This window comes from Porphyromonas bennonis DSM 23058 = JCM 16335 (assembly GCF_000375645.1).
Taxonomy (GTDB): Bacteria; Bacteroidota; Bacteroidia; order Bacteroidales; family Porphyromonadaceae; genus Porphyromonas_A; species Porphyromonas_A bennonis.
Genome location: NZ_AQWR01000013.1, coordinates 19,451 through 35,339, shown reverse-complemented (window position 1 = coordinate 35,339; position 15,889 = coordinate 19,451). Strand labels below are relative to the sequence as shown.

General features: G+C 56.4%; 10 protein-coding genes. All 10 read right to left on the bottom strand.

Going from position 1 to position 15,889, the window contains the following annotated elements; genetic code table 11:
* Positions 1–31: 31 nt before the first annotated feature.
* On the bottom strand, positions 32–1,486 hold the full coding sequence (locus B088_RS03795; RefSeq protein WP_025081851.1) for a glycoside hydrolase family 10-like protein: 1,455 nt from the start codon (positions 1,484–1,486) through the stop codon (positions 32–34).
* Between the two features lie 112 nt (positions 1,487–1,598).
* Positions 1,599–3,032 (bottom strand): DUF4623 domain-containing protein, encoded by a 1,434-nt coding sequence (locus B088_RS03790; RefSeq protein WP_081605456.1) that lies wholly within the window; start codon positions 3,030–3,032, stop codon positions 1,599–1,601.
* Between the two features lie 31 nt (positions 3,033–3,063).
* Positions 3,064–4,860 (bottom strand): RagB/SusD family nutrient uptake outer membrane protein, encoded by a 1,797-nt coding sequence (locus B088_RS03785; protein WP_018107078.1) that lies wholly within the window; start codon positions 4,858–4,860, stop codon positions 3,064–3,066.
* A gap of 25 nt (positions 4,861–4,885) precedes the next feature.
* The gene (locus tag B088_RS03780) at positions 4,886–8,338 is read right to left on the bottom strand and encodes a SusC/RagA family TonB-linked outer membrane protein (RefSeq protein WP_018107077.1); all 3,453 of its coding nucleotides are present in this window, start codon (positions 8,336–8,338) and stop codon (positions 4,886–4,888) included.
* A 26-nt stretch (positions 8,339–8,364) separates the two neighbouring features.
* Positions 8,365–9,582 carry an exo-beta-N-acetylmuramidase NamZ family protein gene (locus B088_RS03775; RefSeq protein WP_018107076.1) on the bottom strand — a complete coding sequence of 406 codons (1,218 nt, stop codon included), beginning with the start codon at positions 9,580–9,582 and terminating at the stop codon, positions 8,365–8,367.
* Between the two features lie 170 nt (positions 9,583–9,752).
* Complete coding sequence (locus B088_RS03770) at positions 9,753–10,937, bottom strand: serine hydrolase domain-containing protein (RefSeq protein ID WP_018107075.1); 1,185 nt, start codon at positions 10,935–10,937, stop codon at positions 9,753–9,755.
* Positions 10,937–11,755 (bottom strand): N-acetylmuramic acid 6-phosphate etherase, encoded by an 819-nt coding sequence (locus B088_RS03765; protein ID WP_018107074.1) that lies wholly within the window; start codon positions 11,753–11,755, stop codon positions 10,937–10,939. The genes B088_RS03770 and B088_RS03765 overlap by 1 nt, the downstream gene beginning before the upstream one ends.
* Complete coding sequence (locus tag B088_RS03760; RefSeq protein WP_018107073.1) at positions 11,752–12,600, bottom strand: hypothetical protein; 849 nt, start codon at positions 12,598–12,600, stop codon at positions 11,752–11,754. The genes B088_RS03765 and B088_RS03760 overlap by 4 nt, the downstream gene beginning before the upstream one ends.
* Entirely contained in the window at positions 12,597–13,751 is a 1,155-nt protein-coding gene (locus tag B088_RS03755; protein WP_018107072.1) for an acyltransferase family protein, read from the bottom strand. Before B088_RS03755 ends, B088_RS03760 begins: the two co-directional genes overlap by 4 nt.
* Positions 13,748–15,202, bottom strand: coding sequence for a sodium:solute symporter (locus B088_RS03750; protein ID WP_018107071.1), 1,455 nt, complete (start codon positions 15,200–15,202; stop codon positions 13,748–13,750). The genes B088_RS03755 and B088_RS03750 overlap by 4 nt, the downstream gene beginning before the upstream one ends.
* Positions 15,203–15,889: the final 687 nt, after the last annotated feature.

Genomic DNA, 15,889 nt, shown 5'->3' with positions numbered 1-15,889 from the left:
AAGTAATTATCTGTGTCTTAGTTGTGGTGAATTATTTTAGCTCCAAAACTTCGGAGATCTTGCTCTGGAGATTATCCTCATTGAGTGCTGTTACGCAATAATACCCCTTGCGGCTTACCTCAAGGGAGCTCCCTTCGGTAATGTCTAGTACTACAGCCTCTTGATCTACAGAGGAGGTGAAGTAGATGACAGATCGAGTCTTCCCGGTAGTGACCCACGTGAGCCGTCCATCTTTATAGCTGAGGTCTCTAACAGGTGATACTGCCTTTGTCGTCCGTGAGAAGCAGGGGAGAGGCATCACTGTAGGGTATTCTTTACTGAGTCGATCAAGGATACCTCCTCTATTGTCCACCAGATCTTGCAACCTATAGTAGATGCTACCATAGACCCTTGAGTCTTTCCTGGCAATGGTGATCTGTTTGCTGATCTCATCTGCATTGGTGCTAAACCCCGCCTCTCCCACTCGATAGGCGGCGTGACCTACTGCCAGGGGAGTCTTGTAGCTAAACTGGCAGAACCAAGAGAGCCTCTGATAAAAACCTGACTGACTAGTGGGATTGATCGCTTGATAGAGCTGGGGGATGATCAAGTCAAGCCAGCCATTTTTACACCAGTGTCGGGTGTCAGCATAGAGATCCTTGAGGTTATGATCTGCATTGGATCCGGGGGAGATGGAGAATGTGACGCCGGGATGCTTCGTCCGTAGCATTTGACTGACAGAGGAGACCATCTTATTGACATTATCGATTCTGAAATCCGTGATGGTGCTGTACTCAGAGCCGTACTTCTTGTAGTCTGCTGCATCGTCAAATGCCCCTTGACTCTGCTCGGGGTAGAAGTAATCATCGAAGTGTATCCCATCGATGCCCGGGTACTTTGTCAGTAGTTCATCGATGATATCCAGCAGCCTCTGCCTTACTTCGGGAAGGGCCGGATTGTACATCCGGATCTTCTCCAGATCCCACACCCACTCCCTGGGGATGGAGGGGTGCAGTGGGTCGAAGGCTTTTTTATTGTCCGGTCGAGTCTCGATGCGGTAGGGATTGATCCAAGCGTGAAACTCTATCCCTCTCTCATGTGCCTCCTTGATCATAAAGTCGAGGACATCATACCCCGGATCTTGTCCCCTCTGACCTGTGATATACTTACTCCATGGCTCATACTTTGAGTCATAGAAGGCGTCGCCCATGGGGCGCACTTGGAAGAAGACGGCATTGAAGTGATACTTACGGAGCAAGTCTAGTCGGTCAGTGTAGAGCTCTCTCTGCACCTTAGGATTATAGTTGCCGTGTGGCCAGTCCAGCTCCCATGCCGTCGTCATCCAGACGGCACGTAGCTCACCACGAGGGATCTTTATCGTAGGCATCTGTGGGACTGGTTCTGGTGGGTTGGGATCACTGCCGGATCCACCCTCCCTCTTACACCCCGCCAGTCCTACGATCATCAGGAGTGCGACGGCGATATTGTATAGTGGTCTGTATCTCATGTTACTTTAGTAAATGTACAGAAAAAAGATCTCCCCGAGACGATCTGAGCCTGGTAACAAGCTAAGACCTGCCGGGGAGATCTCACATAACGGAAAATAGATGGCTTAGTGATTAGTCATCAAGGGTCTTGGCAGGAATCTCTGCTATGGCAAATCCTGCATTGCTGTGGAAGCCGAAGAGATAGAGGGTAGCGTCCTTGCCATCCTTATCCTTTTTGATAAAGTAGCCGGTGTTGGTTCCGGGTGCAGCATTCGTGGTTCCCTGTAGTGAGACCTCCAGGAGCGGTTTCTGTCCGGACTCATCAAGTATCTTGATGCCCTCCAGCTCGTCCCTACCCTTAGTGATGTTGTACACCATAAGTACAGGAGACTGTTCGCCTCTACGAGCGGCTGTTACACCTATTAGATAACGCTCACCATTGAAGTAAACTACTCTACTACTCTGGAGATTGACCGGAAGGGTCGTACTCCCGGTGGTGTAGAGTGCATTCCCCTGTGAATCGGTCACCTTAAGCGGCATCTCAAATCCATCGAGTAAGTAGTACTTAGAGTTACCCGCTCTAAGCATCGTGACGTAAGGAGACTGCCCCTTGTGAGAGGAGAGCACAGAGCACGCATCGACGTCCGCCTGAGTAAAGCCTTTGACAGGGAATCGGAGGATATTGGTCTGAGCATTATCCCCTGTATAGATGTATCCATTACCCTGCTCATCCAATGTGATGGAGAAGTTGTCGAAGTAGCGCTTACCGCCGCCATCGATATTATTAGCATCAAACTTAAGGAGCAAGTCAGGAGCCTTGGATGGGTCGGTCCAGTGGTACACCTTGGCATTTAGTGCACCGGCAAGGTTGGAGATGTAGATATGATCCCCAATGACCTCTGCCATATTGATCGGGAAAATACCGCCGCTGATGCCATTAGTATTGAGCTTAATGGGGTCAAACTTACCAGCCAGCAGATCCTCGGTCCGGAAGACGTGAGCACCGACCGAGCTTCGAGCCGGTACGACGACCCATTTCTCGCTCATACCTGCTCCACGAGTCACCAGACCACCGAAGCCATTATACTCCGGATGGGAGTCCTTGAGTGTCGCTGCGGTGTAGTCGTGGATCTTGGTTTTGTCAAAGTCAGCTCCATAGACCGGCACCAGCAGTCGGATCGTTGCGAAGTACTCCCGGAAGTGCTTGCCATTGACCACCTTGACGATGATTGTCTGGCGGTCGCTCCCCTCGGGGACCTCTACTGCATAGGATTCCTTGTCGAGGGCACCTCCGGGTGCCATCTTTGCCTCAAACTTGAGGGCGGACAGGTCGGTCTCAGGATCAATGCGAGGGAACGAGATCGTCTTAGAGAAGTCATCAACGACTCCCTCTACCACCTGATCGCCATTCTTACCTGCATTGATTATTTTTAGACCGAGGAGCTCTGCCTTGTCGGGAGACTCCACGTTAGTAGGAAACTTATCGCTACATCCTGTGGTAGTCAGTCCGAGTGACAGACCGAGACAGGCCATCAGGAGAGCTGGTAGTATGTTTTTGAGTTTCATATTCTATAGTCATTATCTTCGAGTGAGACAATTACTGCTGCGGCCATCCCTCGGTCTGCTTCAGTACGTAGCCCTTACTCTTGTAGTCGTCCATCTGATTCTTTCCGACCGGAGTGAGGTAGGGATTGACATTTACAAGTCCGAGGAAGGGCTGACGACCCTCCGTGGAGGTCTCGTGGAAGAAGCCCTTAAGTGCAGCTTCGTTCTTGCCATTGTAGACGATCATGGTGCCATCCTCTGCGACGACGGCTGTCACACCGATGTTCTTACTGTCAAGCGTGACGTTGTCTGACTGGAAGTCTACCCACGAGCCGGAGAGGAGATCTGTATTCTTAGAGGTGTCCATGTACTCCAGCTTGCCCCATCGCTTGAGGTCACCGAAGCGCATACCGTCAAATGCGAACTCCATACGACGCTCCCGCCTGATCTCCCACAGAACTGGACTCACAGAGGAGTCGCGGTCCGGATCGTTGGGGAGAGCTGCCAGCTGTAGAGGTGCAGTCTGCTGGACGCCCTTGGCTACGGCCTCCTTGGCGAGAGGGCGCTTCCTGATGGTATTGATGGTACGATCGAGATCTTCCTGAGTCACCGGTGAGCCGCCCATTGTGGCAAGCTCAGCCTTAGACTCTACGTCTATCAAAAGGATCTCCGCATATCTCAGTATCGGGGCATCTGTCGTATTCTTAGCTCCCTGATACTCCGGTGGCAGAGGATTCACACCCTCAAGACGACGGGGAAAGAACTTATTCGGGAATAAGTATGAGCCCTTGGACATAGGAGTGGGCTGATCATAGAAGGTTGCCTCAAACCGAGAGTCAGTCGTCTTGATCATCTCCGACAGGCGGTAGGAGTCAGCACCATTAATGTCGGACTCGGATCTCACTTTGCCGTCTACGCAGATGTAGGACTTGAGGAGGTCAGTGGTGCCACCCATGGCGATAGAGTTGGCGGTATTGCTGTAGTGAGCCAGCATGTGCCCTACATTGGTGGTCAGGTCATATACTCTGTAGATGATGCACTCCCTATTGTCGGCGAGACTCTCAGAGGTGTAGAGAGACTTGTAGTCGCCATCGATGCGATACTTGCCGCTGGAGATGATCATCTCGCATGCCTCTTGTGCGAAGGTGAAGAACTTCTTTGCACGCTCCTGATTCTTATAATAGTACTTCTGCCAGGATCCCTCTGTCAGTGCTATCTGAGCAGCTACACCGGCTACCCAGTAACGATTGATCTGCTGGTCACCATCGCTTAGTCGGACATTCTCGAGGGCAAACTTAAGATCGTCATAGACGTGATCCATTACTTCGTTACGAGGGGTACGCTCCTTGTAGAGCTCGTCCAGCTCGCTATCGCCGATGAGATGATCGTAGTAGGGTACATCTCCCCACTGACGGGTCAGGAGTGCATAGTCGTACGCTCTCAAGAAGCGAGCCACGCCCATCCAGTGGTTGTACGCCTCATCTGTGAGCTTGCCCTTGGCATGGGTGTCGAGCCGATCGCTCAGCAGATTGATGCTGCGGAGAGTCTTCATATTCCAGATGGATGAGGAGGGTACTGATCGGCGGAAGTTACCCTGTCGTCCCATGTAGACAGCGTCGTCGCTAAAGTCTCCGGTGTGCATGTCCGTGTCGTCATAGCCTATGAAGAACTTAGGTATAAGATCATTGACATAGTTACGGATCAGGTTCTCGTCACTCCAGGTGGTAGCATCGTCATTGACAGAAGTCTTAGGAGGTCTGTCGAGGAGATCCGAGCAGCTGGATAGGCAGATAGGCGTGAGCAACAGAAGTGCTAGGCCGGATATGATGTTTGATATATTGAGTCTCATATGATTTGTGATTCTGAGAGGTTAATCATAGAGTGATCTGAAGTCCGAGAGATGCGGACTTAAAGGAAGGATTGGATGTACCGGTGCGACCCATATTATAATTGCCGTCGGTTCGTAGCATCGAAGCTCCGGAGACAGCCTCGGGGTCAATTGGCAGACCGCGCAGCTTGTCGAAGGTGAAGAAGTTCTCCATCGTACCATAGATACGTACCGTCTTGAGACCGGCGTAGTGGGTCCACTTCTTTGGCAGCGTGTAGCCGAGCGTGATATTCTTGATGCGGGCATAGGACATATCGAGCATATAGCGGCTCTGCGTCTTGAGGTTAAAGCCCTGGTTTGCGCCACTGTTATTCCAAGCTCTGGGGTAGAATGCATCCGTGCGATCAGGTCTCCAGTAGTCCTTGGCAAAGGTGCTTGGCATAGCTCCCTCCTTGGCGAAGTATCCCGGGATGGCGAGCTGACCACTACCCCAGATCTTACGCTTGCCCACTCCCTGGAAGAAGATGGAGCAGTCGAGACCCTTCCACTCAGCACCGAGACGAAGTCCCCACTCATAGCGGGGTGTGAAGTTTCCTATCACCACCCGATCGCCGGGATCTCCATAGGTGCCCTTACCTGGCGTAATGTATCCGTCCCCATTGACATCTACATACTTGACGTCACCGGGGCTATTTAGCAAGACTTGATTGCCGTCCTCGAAGTAGGTCTGATAGACAGGGTTGTCACCTGCGAGCTTATTGGTCAGTTTATCGTTACCCTCCCAGATGACATGGGTCTGGACGATATTGCCATCGGCGTCGTGGACAAAGTCCTCTGCCTGGTAGAGTCGGTCTGTTACATAGCCATAGAGGTCTCCGTACCTCTTACCGGTGGTGAAGGTGTTGTCGATCAGACGATTCTCCCATGGAGTGTTCCAGTCAGCAGCCTTGACGATGTCGGTGATGGCATCGGCAATGTTGGCGTTGATGGTCAGGGTAAGGTCATTACCAAAGTGCTGGGTAAAGTCCATTCCGAGTTCCCATCCACGTGTGCGGAGGTGACCATAGTTGCCCTTAGGCGCAGCGGCACCAAAGGTATTCGGCAGAGCCTCGCCGTCGATGATCATATTCTTCGTGTCCCTCTGATACCACTCAAAGACGAAGCCTAAGCGATTATCAAAGAAGCGCACATCCGCTCCCAGATTGAGGGTCTCGATATCCTGCCAGGTAATGTTTGAGGAGACGGGTGAGGGAGTCGTCAGTCCATAGAACTGAGAGCCATCTGAGTGTAGCCAGCTGTTCTTGCGTAGCTCCATGGTGGAGAGATACAGGTTGTTTGACACAGACTGGTCACCGATGACACCCCAGGAGGCACGCAGCTTGAGGAAGGAGAGATAGTCTGATATGCTCTCCATAAATTGCTCATTGCTTACCACCCATCCGGCGGATAGAGAGGGGTACCAGCGCCAGCGGAGATCCTTGGGGAACTTAGAGGTCCCGTCGTAGCGGAGGTTCATCTCGAGGAGATACTTGTCCATATAGGAGTAGTTGTATCTCCCGAAGAATCCTACCTGCGATCCCCAGCCGGCACCACCACCGACGGTTTCCTTACCATCAGCGAAGTTGAATTGCGGATTGTCCGTGATATTCAGCTCGTCGCGGCGAGAGAAGTGGCTTGCCCACTCAGAGGCGGTGATGTTCGTACCGAGCATAAACCTCATCTTGTGTGCGTCTGCCAGGAGGAGGTTGTAGGTCGTAAAGGCATTGAACGTATGGAGCTCGGATAGCGAGCTGGCCATCCGATAGTAGGTGCTGCTCTTGGCCTTATACTGGTTCATCGGGAAACGATAGGCCGGCATCCCGCCTTCCGAGGTCGGGTTTCCGTTCTCATCCACATAGACCTGTACCCCATTCTCATCCTTCCACGGGGTTGCGCCATACCAGTGAAATGCTCCACTCATGGTAGGCATGGAGGAGATGTTTCGAGAGTCTGTGGTCGTGTAGGAGTAGTCTGCCTGTAGATCCCAATTGTCTGTGAAGTCTATGGTCAGACCTGCGGTATAATTAGAGTACCGAGAGCGGTCGCTATTGGTATTGGCCTGTACGGTATCCCAGTAGGGATCACGAATGATCTCTCCGTGCTGGGTGCGTACTCCCTGAGGGAAGAGCCGGCTCCATCGGTAGAGATAGAGCCACGGATCAGCACCAAAGCCATAAGCGGCGTTGGGGTAGCGCTTGGTGCCGTCTGCGTATCTGGCACCACCTCTCACACTGATCATATCGTTGATCTTGGTGGAGAGGTTGACATTGAAGGTAAAGCGACTATAGTTATCCTCCTTAGCCGGCTTCATCATGCCGTCCTGACTTAGGTAGCCAAAGGAGAGATTGTAGGAGGTGTCTCCTCTCTTGCCATTCAGAGAGAGGTTGTGATTGTGTGAGAAGGCACTCGGCTTGACCATCTGGGAGATGGGGTCGTAGAGACGATAGCCAAATTTCTGCGTGCCGTCCCACCACCAGTCTCGCCCGTAGACGACAGGTGCGTCGGCAGGGAGATCTCCATACTTCTGCTGCCACTCCCTGACCTTCTCGATACTGGTCTCGTCGACTCTCCAGAAGCCGCCGGCAGGTCCGGACTGTTTCATATTGCGATGTGCGTCCAGGGTGTACTCCAGACCCTCGACTCCTGCCATCTCGATTTTCTTAAAGGGAGACTGGAAGGTTAGGTTATTGGAGTAGGTGATGTCTGTGACATCCGTCTTCGCCCCTTTCTTTGTGGTGATCAGGATGACACCAAAGGCAGCCTTAGATCCGTAGATAGAGCTTGATGCGGCATCCTTAAGCACCGATATGCTCTCGATGTCGTTGGGGTTGATGTAGTTGAGGCTGGGTACCTCTACGTTGTCTACGAGGATAAGAGGTGTACTTCCTCCGGCTATGGATCCGATCTGACCGCGGATCTTAACGACCGGGCTACTACCCACCTCACCTGTAGGGACGGTAATGGAGAGACCGGGGATGGTACCTTGGAGACCGCGAGCAGCATCAGGGAGTGGGCGGCTACCCATCGTCTTCTCGACGTCGACGCTGGCGACGGCTCCGGTGAGGTTCTCCTTCTTCTGGGTACCGTAGCCGACTACGACCACCTCATCGAGGAGCTCGCTGTCCGGCAGGAGCTTGATCGTGAGGCTGGTGCGTCCGTTGAGCTTGATCTCCTGCGGGATGTAGCCGACGAAGGAGATGCGTAGGGTGGCATCGGCGGCCACGTCAGTGATGGTGAAGTGCCCGTCCAGGTCGGTGATCGCACCCTTATTGGGCACGCCGATGACCTTGACTGATGCACTCATGACCGGCTGATCGGTCTCGTCGGTGACGGTACCCTTGACCGTCACTCTCGACTGGGCCGACAGCGTGGCGGGGAGCAGGAGGAGGCAGGTCAGCAGCCCCAGGAGTAGGGTGCTGCTATGGCGCCATCTGCTGCAGAGCTCTGTCTTGACATTCATAATAGCTGGAGTGAAATAATTAGTGATTAGCGAGTCGTACTACAGCATCTCTCACCTGTGCTGCAGCCGTAGCGGCAGTCGGGATAGAGGAGGTAGCGGGCACGCAAGGAAATGTAGTCGTGAAGGTCCGCCTGCCAGCCGGCACGGATCGCCTCGGGAGAGACGCCTGACTCCAGCTGCTGACGGAGTGTGGGACCTCCGGCGAGGAGGTCAAAGAACTTCGGTCTGGTGATCAGACTGACGCCGGCAGCGCTGCTGCGGGCGGCTATGTCGGTGAGGATCTCGATATTGATCCCCGGCTCGACGGTATAGTCGGTGAGGTCGGGTCCGTAGCAGACCTTGCCCTCATGCTTGGGGGCGTGTGCCCCGGCGATACTCTGTGGGGTAAAGGTGTGGCTGCCCATCCGCTTGTCCGGATATCCGGTCTGCTCAAAGGGCTGCTCCGTGCCGCGTCCCTCGCTCCAGCAGGTCCCCTCGATGAAGCAGAGGGTAGGGTAGAGCAGCAGGGCGCGGTCGCTCCTGAGGTTGGGGCTCGGGCGAACGGGGAGGCTGTAGGGGTCGCCGTGCTTCCACCCGAGGAGGGTGACGACGGTCAGGTCTGCGGTGAGTCCCTCACCGAGCCAGCCCTCGCCATTGATCATCTGCCCCAGCTCGCCCATGGTGAGCCCGTGGACGGCGGGGATGGGGAACATCCCGACGAAGGAGCGGTACTTCATATCCTTAAGCACCGGACCGTCGACCGCGTCGTGGGGATTGGGCCTGTCGAGGATGATGATCGGCGTGCCGGTCTCGGCGCAGGTCTGCATAACGTAGTAGAGGGTGCTGATGTAGGTAAAGAAGCGCACCCCCACGTCCTGCAGGTCGAAGAGGACCACATCCAGCCCGGCGAAGTCCTCAGCCGTCGGCTTATGGTGCTTGCCGTAGAGGGAGATGACCGGGAGGCCGGAGACCGGGTCTGTGGCGGAGTCGACCTTTGCTCCCGCATCTGCCATGGCGCGGAAGCCATGCTCGGGAGAGAAGAGGCGCTTCACCTCGACCCCGCTGTCGATCAGGGCATCGAGGAGGAAGGTGTGTGCCGGGTCGGTCTGCACGGCCGCCTGATTGGCGACCAGTCCCACGCTCTTCCCCTCGGTGAGGCGGACGATCTCGTCCATCCGGTCGGCGCCCACCTGCAGCTGTGCTGGGGCAGAGAGGGCGGAGAGTAGGAGGAGCAGGGCAAGGGCGATATCTTGTCTTACTGTCATAGGAGAGGGAGTTCTTTAGGGGTTAGTGCAATGGCCTGGTTCACAGGGGTGATTTCTTTTATCGGTATTAGTTGTGACTATTACCGGTAATAGTTTTCTCTATTAGCGGTAATAGAATTCTCTTTTACCGGTATTAGTGAAGAGGCTATTGCAGGGGCCATAGATGGGGATTACTTGAGGACTGAGGAGGCGACGATATTAGAGATCACCTCATTGAGTCGGGTGGTGGAGGTATTGTCGTGCGGGTGGACCCGATTGGCGAGCCAGATGATGGCGACGCGCGTCTCAGGGTCGATGCTGACGTAGGTGCCTGTGTATCCGGTGTGGCCGAAGGTCCCCTCGTGGAGCAGGTCGCCCATCGCCCAGATATTGGGGAAGGAGCCAAAGCCGGGTGTGCGGCGGCTCTCATTGGGGAAGGCGGGGTGCAGGGTGGTGAAGAGCCGGACCGTATTCGGCATCAGGATCCGCTTGCCGTGCCAGAGCCCGCCATCCATCAGCATGGTACAGAGCGCCGCCATCTCCTCGGCGGTGGAGAAGAGCCCGGCATTGCCGGAGATGCCACCATTGAGCTCACGGGCCATCGGGTCGTGGACGGCGCCGCGGAGTGGAAGTCCGTCGGGCTGCAGCTCCGTGGGGGCGCAGTTCTTCAGGTTCTTCCCGGTGGGAAGAAATCCGGTATGCCGTAGCCCCATCGGGCGGTAGATGTGACCGGTGACGTAGTCCTTGAGCGTCTCGCCGGTGACCTGCTCGAGGATGTACTGGAGGGTGATGAAATTGAGACAGCTGTAGGTGACCCGACCCTCGTCGGGGGCATAGAGACGCTTCACCTCGGCGATGTGCTTCTCGAGCCCTCGGCGCGGGGTCTCCTCGTCTCGCTTGAGTACCTCGGGGACGGAAGCGTAGGGCGGCAGTCCGGAGGTGTGGGTCAGCAGGTGTCCGATGCGGATCGGATCCTTGGGGTCCCAGTCGGGGAGGTAGTCTGCGACACGGTCACGCAGCGTGATCCGCCCCTCCTCGAGGAGCTGCATGATGCTGATGCCGGTCGCCATGGGCTTTGTCACCGACGCCATGTCGAAGAGCGTCTCGACGGTCATCGGCTCCACCGTGGGGGTGAGGCTGCGGTGGCCGTAGGCCTTGAGGTAAACCATTTTTCCATCCCGAACCACCGCCAGGACGCCACCCGGGAGGAGCGTGTCTGCGATGGCGGTCGTGATGGCACTGTCGCAGCGGGCGAGGGTAGCCGCATCCATACCCATCTCAGCGGGAGTGGCGCGCGGGAGGAGCTTCTCCTGCGCCGTGCCGGTGAGGGAGAGGAGTAGGAGCAGTAGGAGGAGGGTTGTCTTTCTATTTTTCATCACTTGGTATACTTGTCCAGGACGGCGCGGACGGATCCTGCCTCGAGGAGCTCCGACTGAGCCCGGTCGTGGGCCCAGTCGTAGTAGTCCATCAGCATGCGGGTGCCGCGCTCGACTAATTTCTTATTACTCAGCTGCATGTCGACCATGCGATTGCCCTCCACGCGACCCATGTGGATCATGAGAGAGCTGGAGATCATATTGAGCACCATCTTCTGCGCCGTGCCGCTCTTCATGCGGGAGCTGCCTGTGACGTACTCCGGTCCGACGACGGTGACGATGGGGTGCTTGGCGGTGAGGGCGATGGGGGAGCCGGGGTTGGAGGTGATACCTCCGGTGACGAGCCCCCTGCGATTGGCTTCCCTGAGTCCGCCGAGGACGTAGGGTGTGGTGCCGCTGGCGGCGATGCCGATGACGGAGTCGTCCTCCCCGATGTCGTAGGCGGACATATCCGCCCAGGCCTGGTCGGCGATGTCCTCCGCATTCTCCACCGGGTGCCGGAGGGCATAGTCTCCGCCGGCGATCAGACCGATGAAGAGCGTCGGCGGCATGCCGTAGGTGGGCGGGATCTCGGAGGCGTCGAGGACGCCGAGACGTCCGCTGGTGCCTGCGCCGATGTAGAAGACTCGACCGCCTCGCTCCATCCTCGGCAGGATGTCGTCCACGAGGGCGGCTATGGCGGGGATCACGTCCGAGACTGCATCGGCGATCTTGTGGTCCTCGCGATTGATGTCCGTGAGCAGCTCGAGCGTACTCTTATCCTCTAAGTGGTCGTAGAGGGAGGCGGACTCGGTGATATTGGTGAAGTCGGTACTCATTTCTTGATCGTGTGGTAGCGAACCAGCCCCTCCATCGGTACGGAGAGGACCTGTCCGAGATGTATGCCCTCTGCCTCGGCTGCTTCCTCGAGGACAGCGTGGAAGTTGTGCGCAATGGAGCCAACGAAGTGGACCGGCGTGGTCTCCCAGTTGTCGTAGAGCTTCACATTTCTCCTGAAGAATGAGCGGAAGCACTCCCCGACCATCGACCGCACCTCAGGTACGTCGATCTGTTTACGGATAAAGGGAGCGAGCGAGGCGAGGAAGCGATTGGGCTGTGACTCCTTATAGACCCGCTCAAGGACGGTGGCGGTGGTGATCTCCGGATAGGTCTCCTCGAAGTCTCTCTCGACGCTCTCCGGGAGCAGTCCCTTGAGGAGGTCGGCGATGAAGTGCTTGCCGAGGACCGCGCCGCTACCCTCGTCGCCGAGGATGTAGCCGAGCGGGGGGACGTTGGCGACGATCGCCTCGCCGTCGTAGCGGCAGGAATTGGCGCCGGTGCCGAGGATGCAGACGATGCCGGGCTCGTGACCGCAGAGGGCGCGGGCAGCACCGAGCATGTCGGTCGTTACCGTCACCTCGCCTACCAGCAGACTGCTGATGGCCTGACGGATCATCGGTTGCTTCTCGTCCCTCGCTCCGGATCCGTAGAAGTAGATCCTCGTGAAGCAGTCCACGGGGAGCATCGGCAGGAGCTTTGTCCGGATCTCATCCCGGATCTCCTCCTCGGTGACGAAGTAGGGATTGAGCCCCTTCGTGTAGGCGTGTCCCGTCACTTCCCCCGTCAGATCATCCATAGCGGTCCACTCCGTCTTGGTGGACCCACTGTCGGCGATTAGTATCATAGCTTGATGAATATGTTTTTCTTATATAACGTATGGGCGATCAGCCAATTGATGCCCAGGAATATCAGTGAGTAGGTGAGAGAGGCGAGCTTCGGCTCGGCTATCGCTCCCGAGAGCAGACGCCATGACAGCCCGGCGATACCGAGTCCATCCGACGTCACGGGGATGTAGAGGAAGAGCAGGCAGAGCACCGTCGAGGCGAGGTAGGAGAAGAGTGCATTGGCTCCAAAGGGACGGAAGAATGCGAGGTATCTCTCGCCACCCCGCTCCTCCGTCAGCCAGACGAGCAGACCCAGCAGGGTCGCCCCCAGTCCGCAGGTGATGAGGACAAAGGTGGGGGACCAGATCTTCTTGCTTACCGGGAGCCAGCCGGAGAGCAGGTAGCCGACGAGGGCCATCAAGAGCCCTGAGATGAGCAGCCCTAGGATCCTTCGGTCGCCCTCATGACGCATCATGCGCTCGCCTACGAGGCTGCCGATCAGCACCTGCATCACGGCGGGGATGGTGCTTACCAGTCCCTCAGGGTCGATGCCGTTGTCGGAGTACATATGGTTCTCCGTCAGGATGGCGCGGTCGATCCGGGAGAGGATGTTCTCCGGTCCGTAGACGTACCCATCCCCCAAGAGCAGGAGCAGCGCGTATCCCGCCAGCGTCGCACCGATGAGTGCCGGCAACCGCTTGTGTGGGATCGTCATCAGGAGCAACGCCCCCAGTCCGTAGGTGAGGCCCAGCCGGACAAATACCCCGGAGATCCGCATGTGGGGGAGGTAGTCCACCGCATGGAGCAGCCGCTCCGTGAGATCAGCCTCCGGATCGGGGTGGAACCACCGTCTCAGGAAGACCGCCACGAAGCCCACCACCCAGCCGATGAGGCAGAGCAGGAGCGTCCGGCGGAGTACCTTCCACCCCGTCTGTCTATTGAGGGTGAAGTGACTCTTGGAGAGGCTGAGGTACATCGACACTCCCATGATGAAGAGGAAGAAGGGGAAGACCAGGTCCGTCGGTGTCAGCCCGGTCCACTCTGCATGCTGCAGAGGAGCGTACATATGCCCCCAGGAGCCGGGGTTATTCACGAGGATCATTCCGGCGACTGTCATCCCGCGCATCAGGTCGATCGCGACGATGCGCCCCTTGGACTGCTCTTTACTCATGCCTTCTCCGCCTTATGACTACAGATCAGCAGCCCCAGCATCGTGAAGAGGGCGTTGATGATCAGGATCTCGTAGCTGAAGTGGTAGCCGCCAAACCACTCTACCGAGTTGCTGTCGAGGATGTAGCAGAGGATCGGCGACAGGATCACCACGATGGGGATCAGACGGTCGCGCACCCGCCGCTTGGAGATGATGCCGAAGGTGAAGAGTCCCAGCAGCGGGCCGTAGGTGTAGCTGGAGAGGACGTAGACGGCATTGATGACAGAGGTGTTATTGAGTATCTCGAAGGCGATGATACATACGCCCATCAGCAGTGCCATCCCCACATGGACCCACTTGCGGGTCTTCTCGAGGCGCTTCTCCTCCTTCTCCTTCGCCCCCAGGATGTCGATGGTAAAGGAGGTGGTGAGGGCGGTCAGCGCCGAGCCGGCTGCCGGGAAGGCTGCCGCCACAAGGCCGATGATGAAGAGGATCCCGACGATCTCCGGGAAGAAGTCACCCGTAGCGAGGAAGGGGAAGACCTGGTCGCTGCTCTCCGGCAGCTGGATGCCCATCTGCTCAGCGTAGGTGTAGAGCAGCACTCCGAGCATGAGGAAGAGGGCGATGACAAAGAATTGGAAGATCGAGCTGACGATCATATTTCGCCGCGCCTCCGTGTCGCTCTTGCAGCTAAGGTTGCGCTGCATCATGTCCTGATCCAGTCCCGTCGTCGCCACCATGGTGAAGGCGCCGGCGAGGAATTGCTTCCAGAAGTAGCGCCCGTCATTGATGTCGTCAAAGAAGAAGACCCTCGACATCTGACTCTCCCGGATCGTCGTCACCACGCCACCGAAGTCGAGCCCCAGCCCCTTGGCGATGAAGACGATCGAGAGGACGACAGAGGCGACGAGGCAGATCGTCTTGAGCACATCGACGCTGACGATACTCTTCACTCCGCCGAAGAAGGTGTAGATCCAGACAAAGGCGATCGTCATCAGGACATTGAGGAGGAAGGGCAGCCCCAGCGGGTCAAATACCAGCAGCTGCATCGTCAGCACGACGAGGAAGATCCGCACCGAGGCACCGAGCATCTTGGAGACAAAGAAGAGCCACGCTCCGGTCTTGTAGCTCGTCATCCCGAAGCGATCCCGCAGGTACTCATAGATGGAGAAGAGCTTGATGCGGTAGAAGAGCGGCACCAGGACAAAGGCGATCAGCGCCTGCCCTACGATGAAGCCGAGCGCCATCTGCAGGTAGGCCATGCTGCTGCCGGAGACCATCCCCGGGACGGAGACAAAGGTGACGCCGCTGATGCCCGAGCCGATCATCGCTATCGCGACGACCATCCAGTTATTGGACCGGTTTCCGATGAAGAATCCCGCATTGTCCGCCTCGCGCCCCGCCCTGTAGGAGACGAGGAACATCAGGAGGAAGTATCCCAGTGTCAGACCAAGTACTAAGTAAGGTGACATACGTTGGTGGCTTAAGGTTTCTGTCGACCGCCGCCTCGAGTAACACTCGAGAGCCGATCGGTGGTGAATGGTGTGGTGACCCTCGTGGCGAGGGTCCTGTACGGTGACTTGCCGGTGCTTCAGCTTCCTGACCTCTGCCGAGAAAGTGAAGTGCTATGGCTTATCTGGGTGCTAAGATAGCTAAACTTTTTGAATTATAGATGCTAAACTAATATTCATTCGTCCAAACCTGGTATAATTCTTTTTCTGTCTAATATGAGTCTAATTAGTAAGTAATTTAATAATATATCCAAGCTTGATCCTCACAGCACCCGACTGTGGTCATATATATAGGTGTGAGCCGTCGCCTCTGGACCCGCTTCGGGCAGGTGCTCGTCCGCTGATCTTTCCCACCCGGATCGGGTTTTTATTTTCTCCTCACCCACGATCTGATCTTTTCTGACCGAAGTGTGCTGCCTTTCCTTGCACACTTAGGGGCAGGGGCGTCTCTGTCGGCGCAGTCGTCGTCTTGCTCTCGTTGTGTCGCTTCACCTCATCGCCGGATCAGGAGCCGAGGTGTCGTCTGTCTCCTCTCCCGGATTGTCGTTTATCTATTACCGCAAATAGATTTCGCTCTATCCACAAGCCCTTGTAGCGCTTGCTCTGTTGCGGATGGTCCATGTCTCAGCGCGGTGCCTGCCCGGCTTG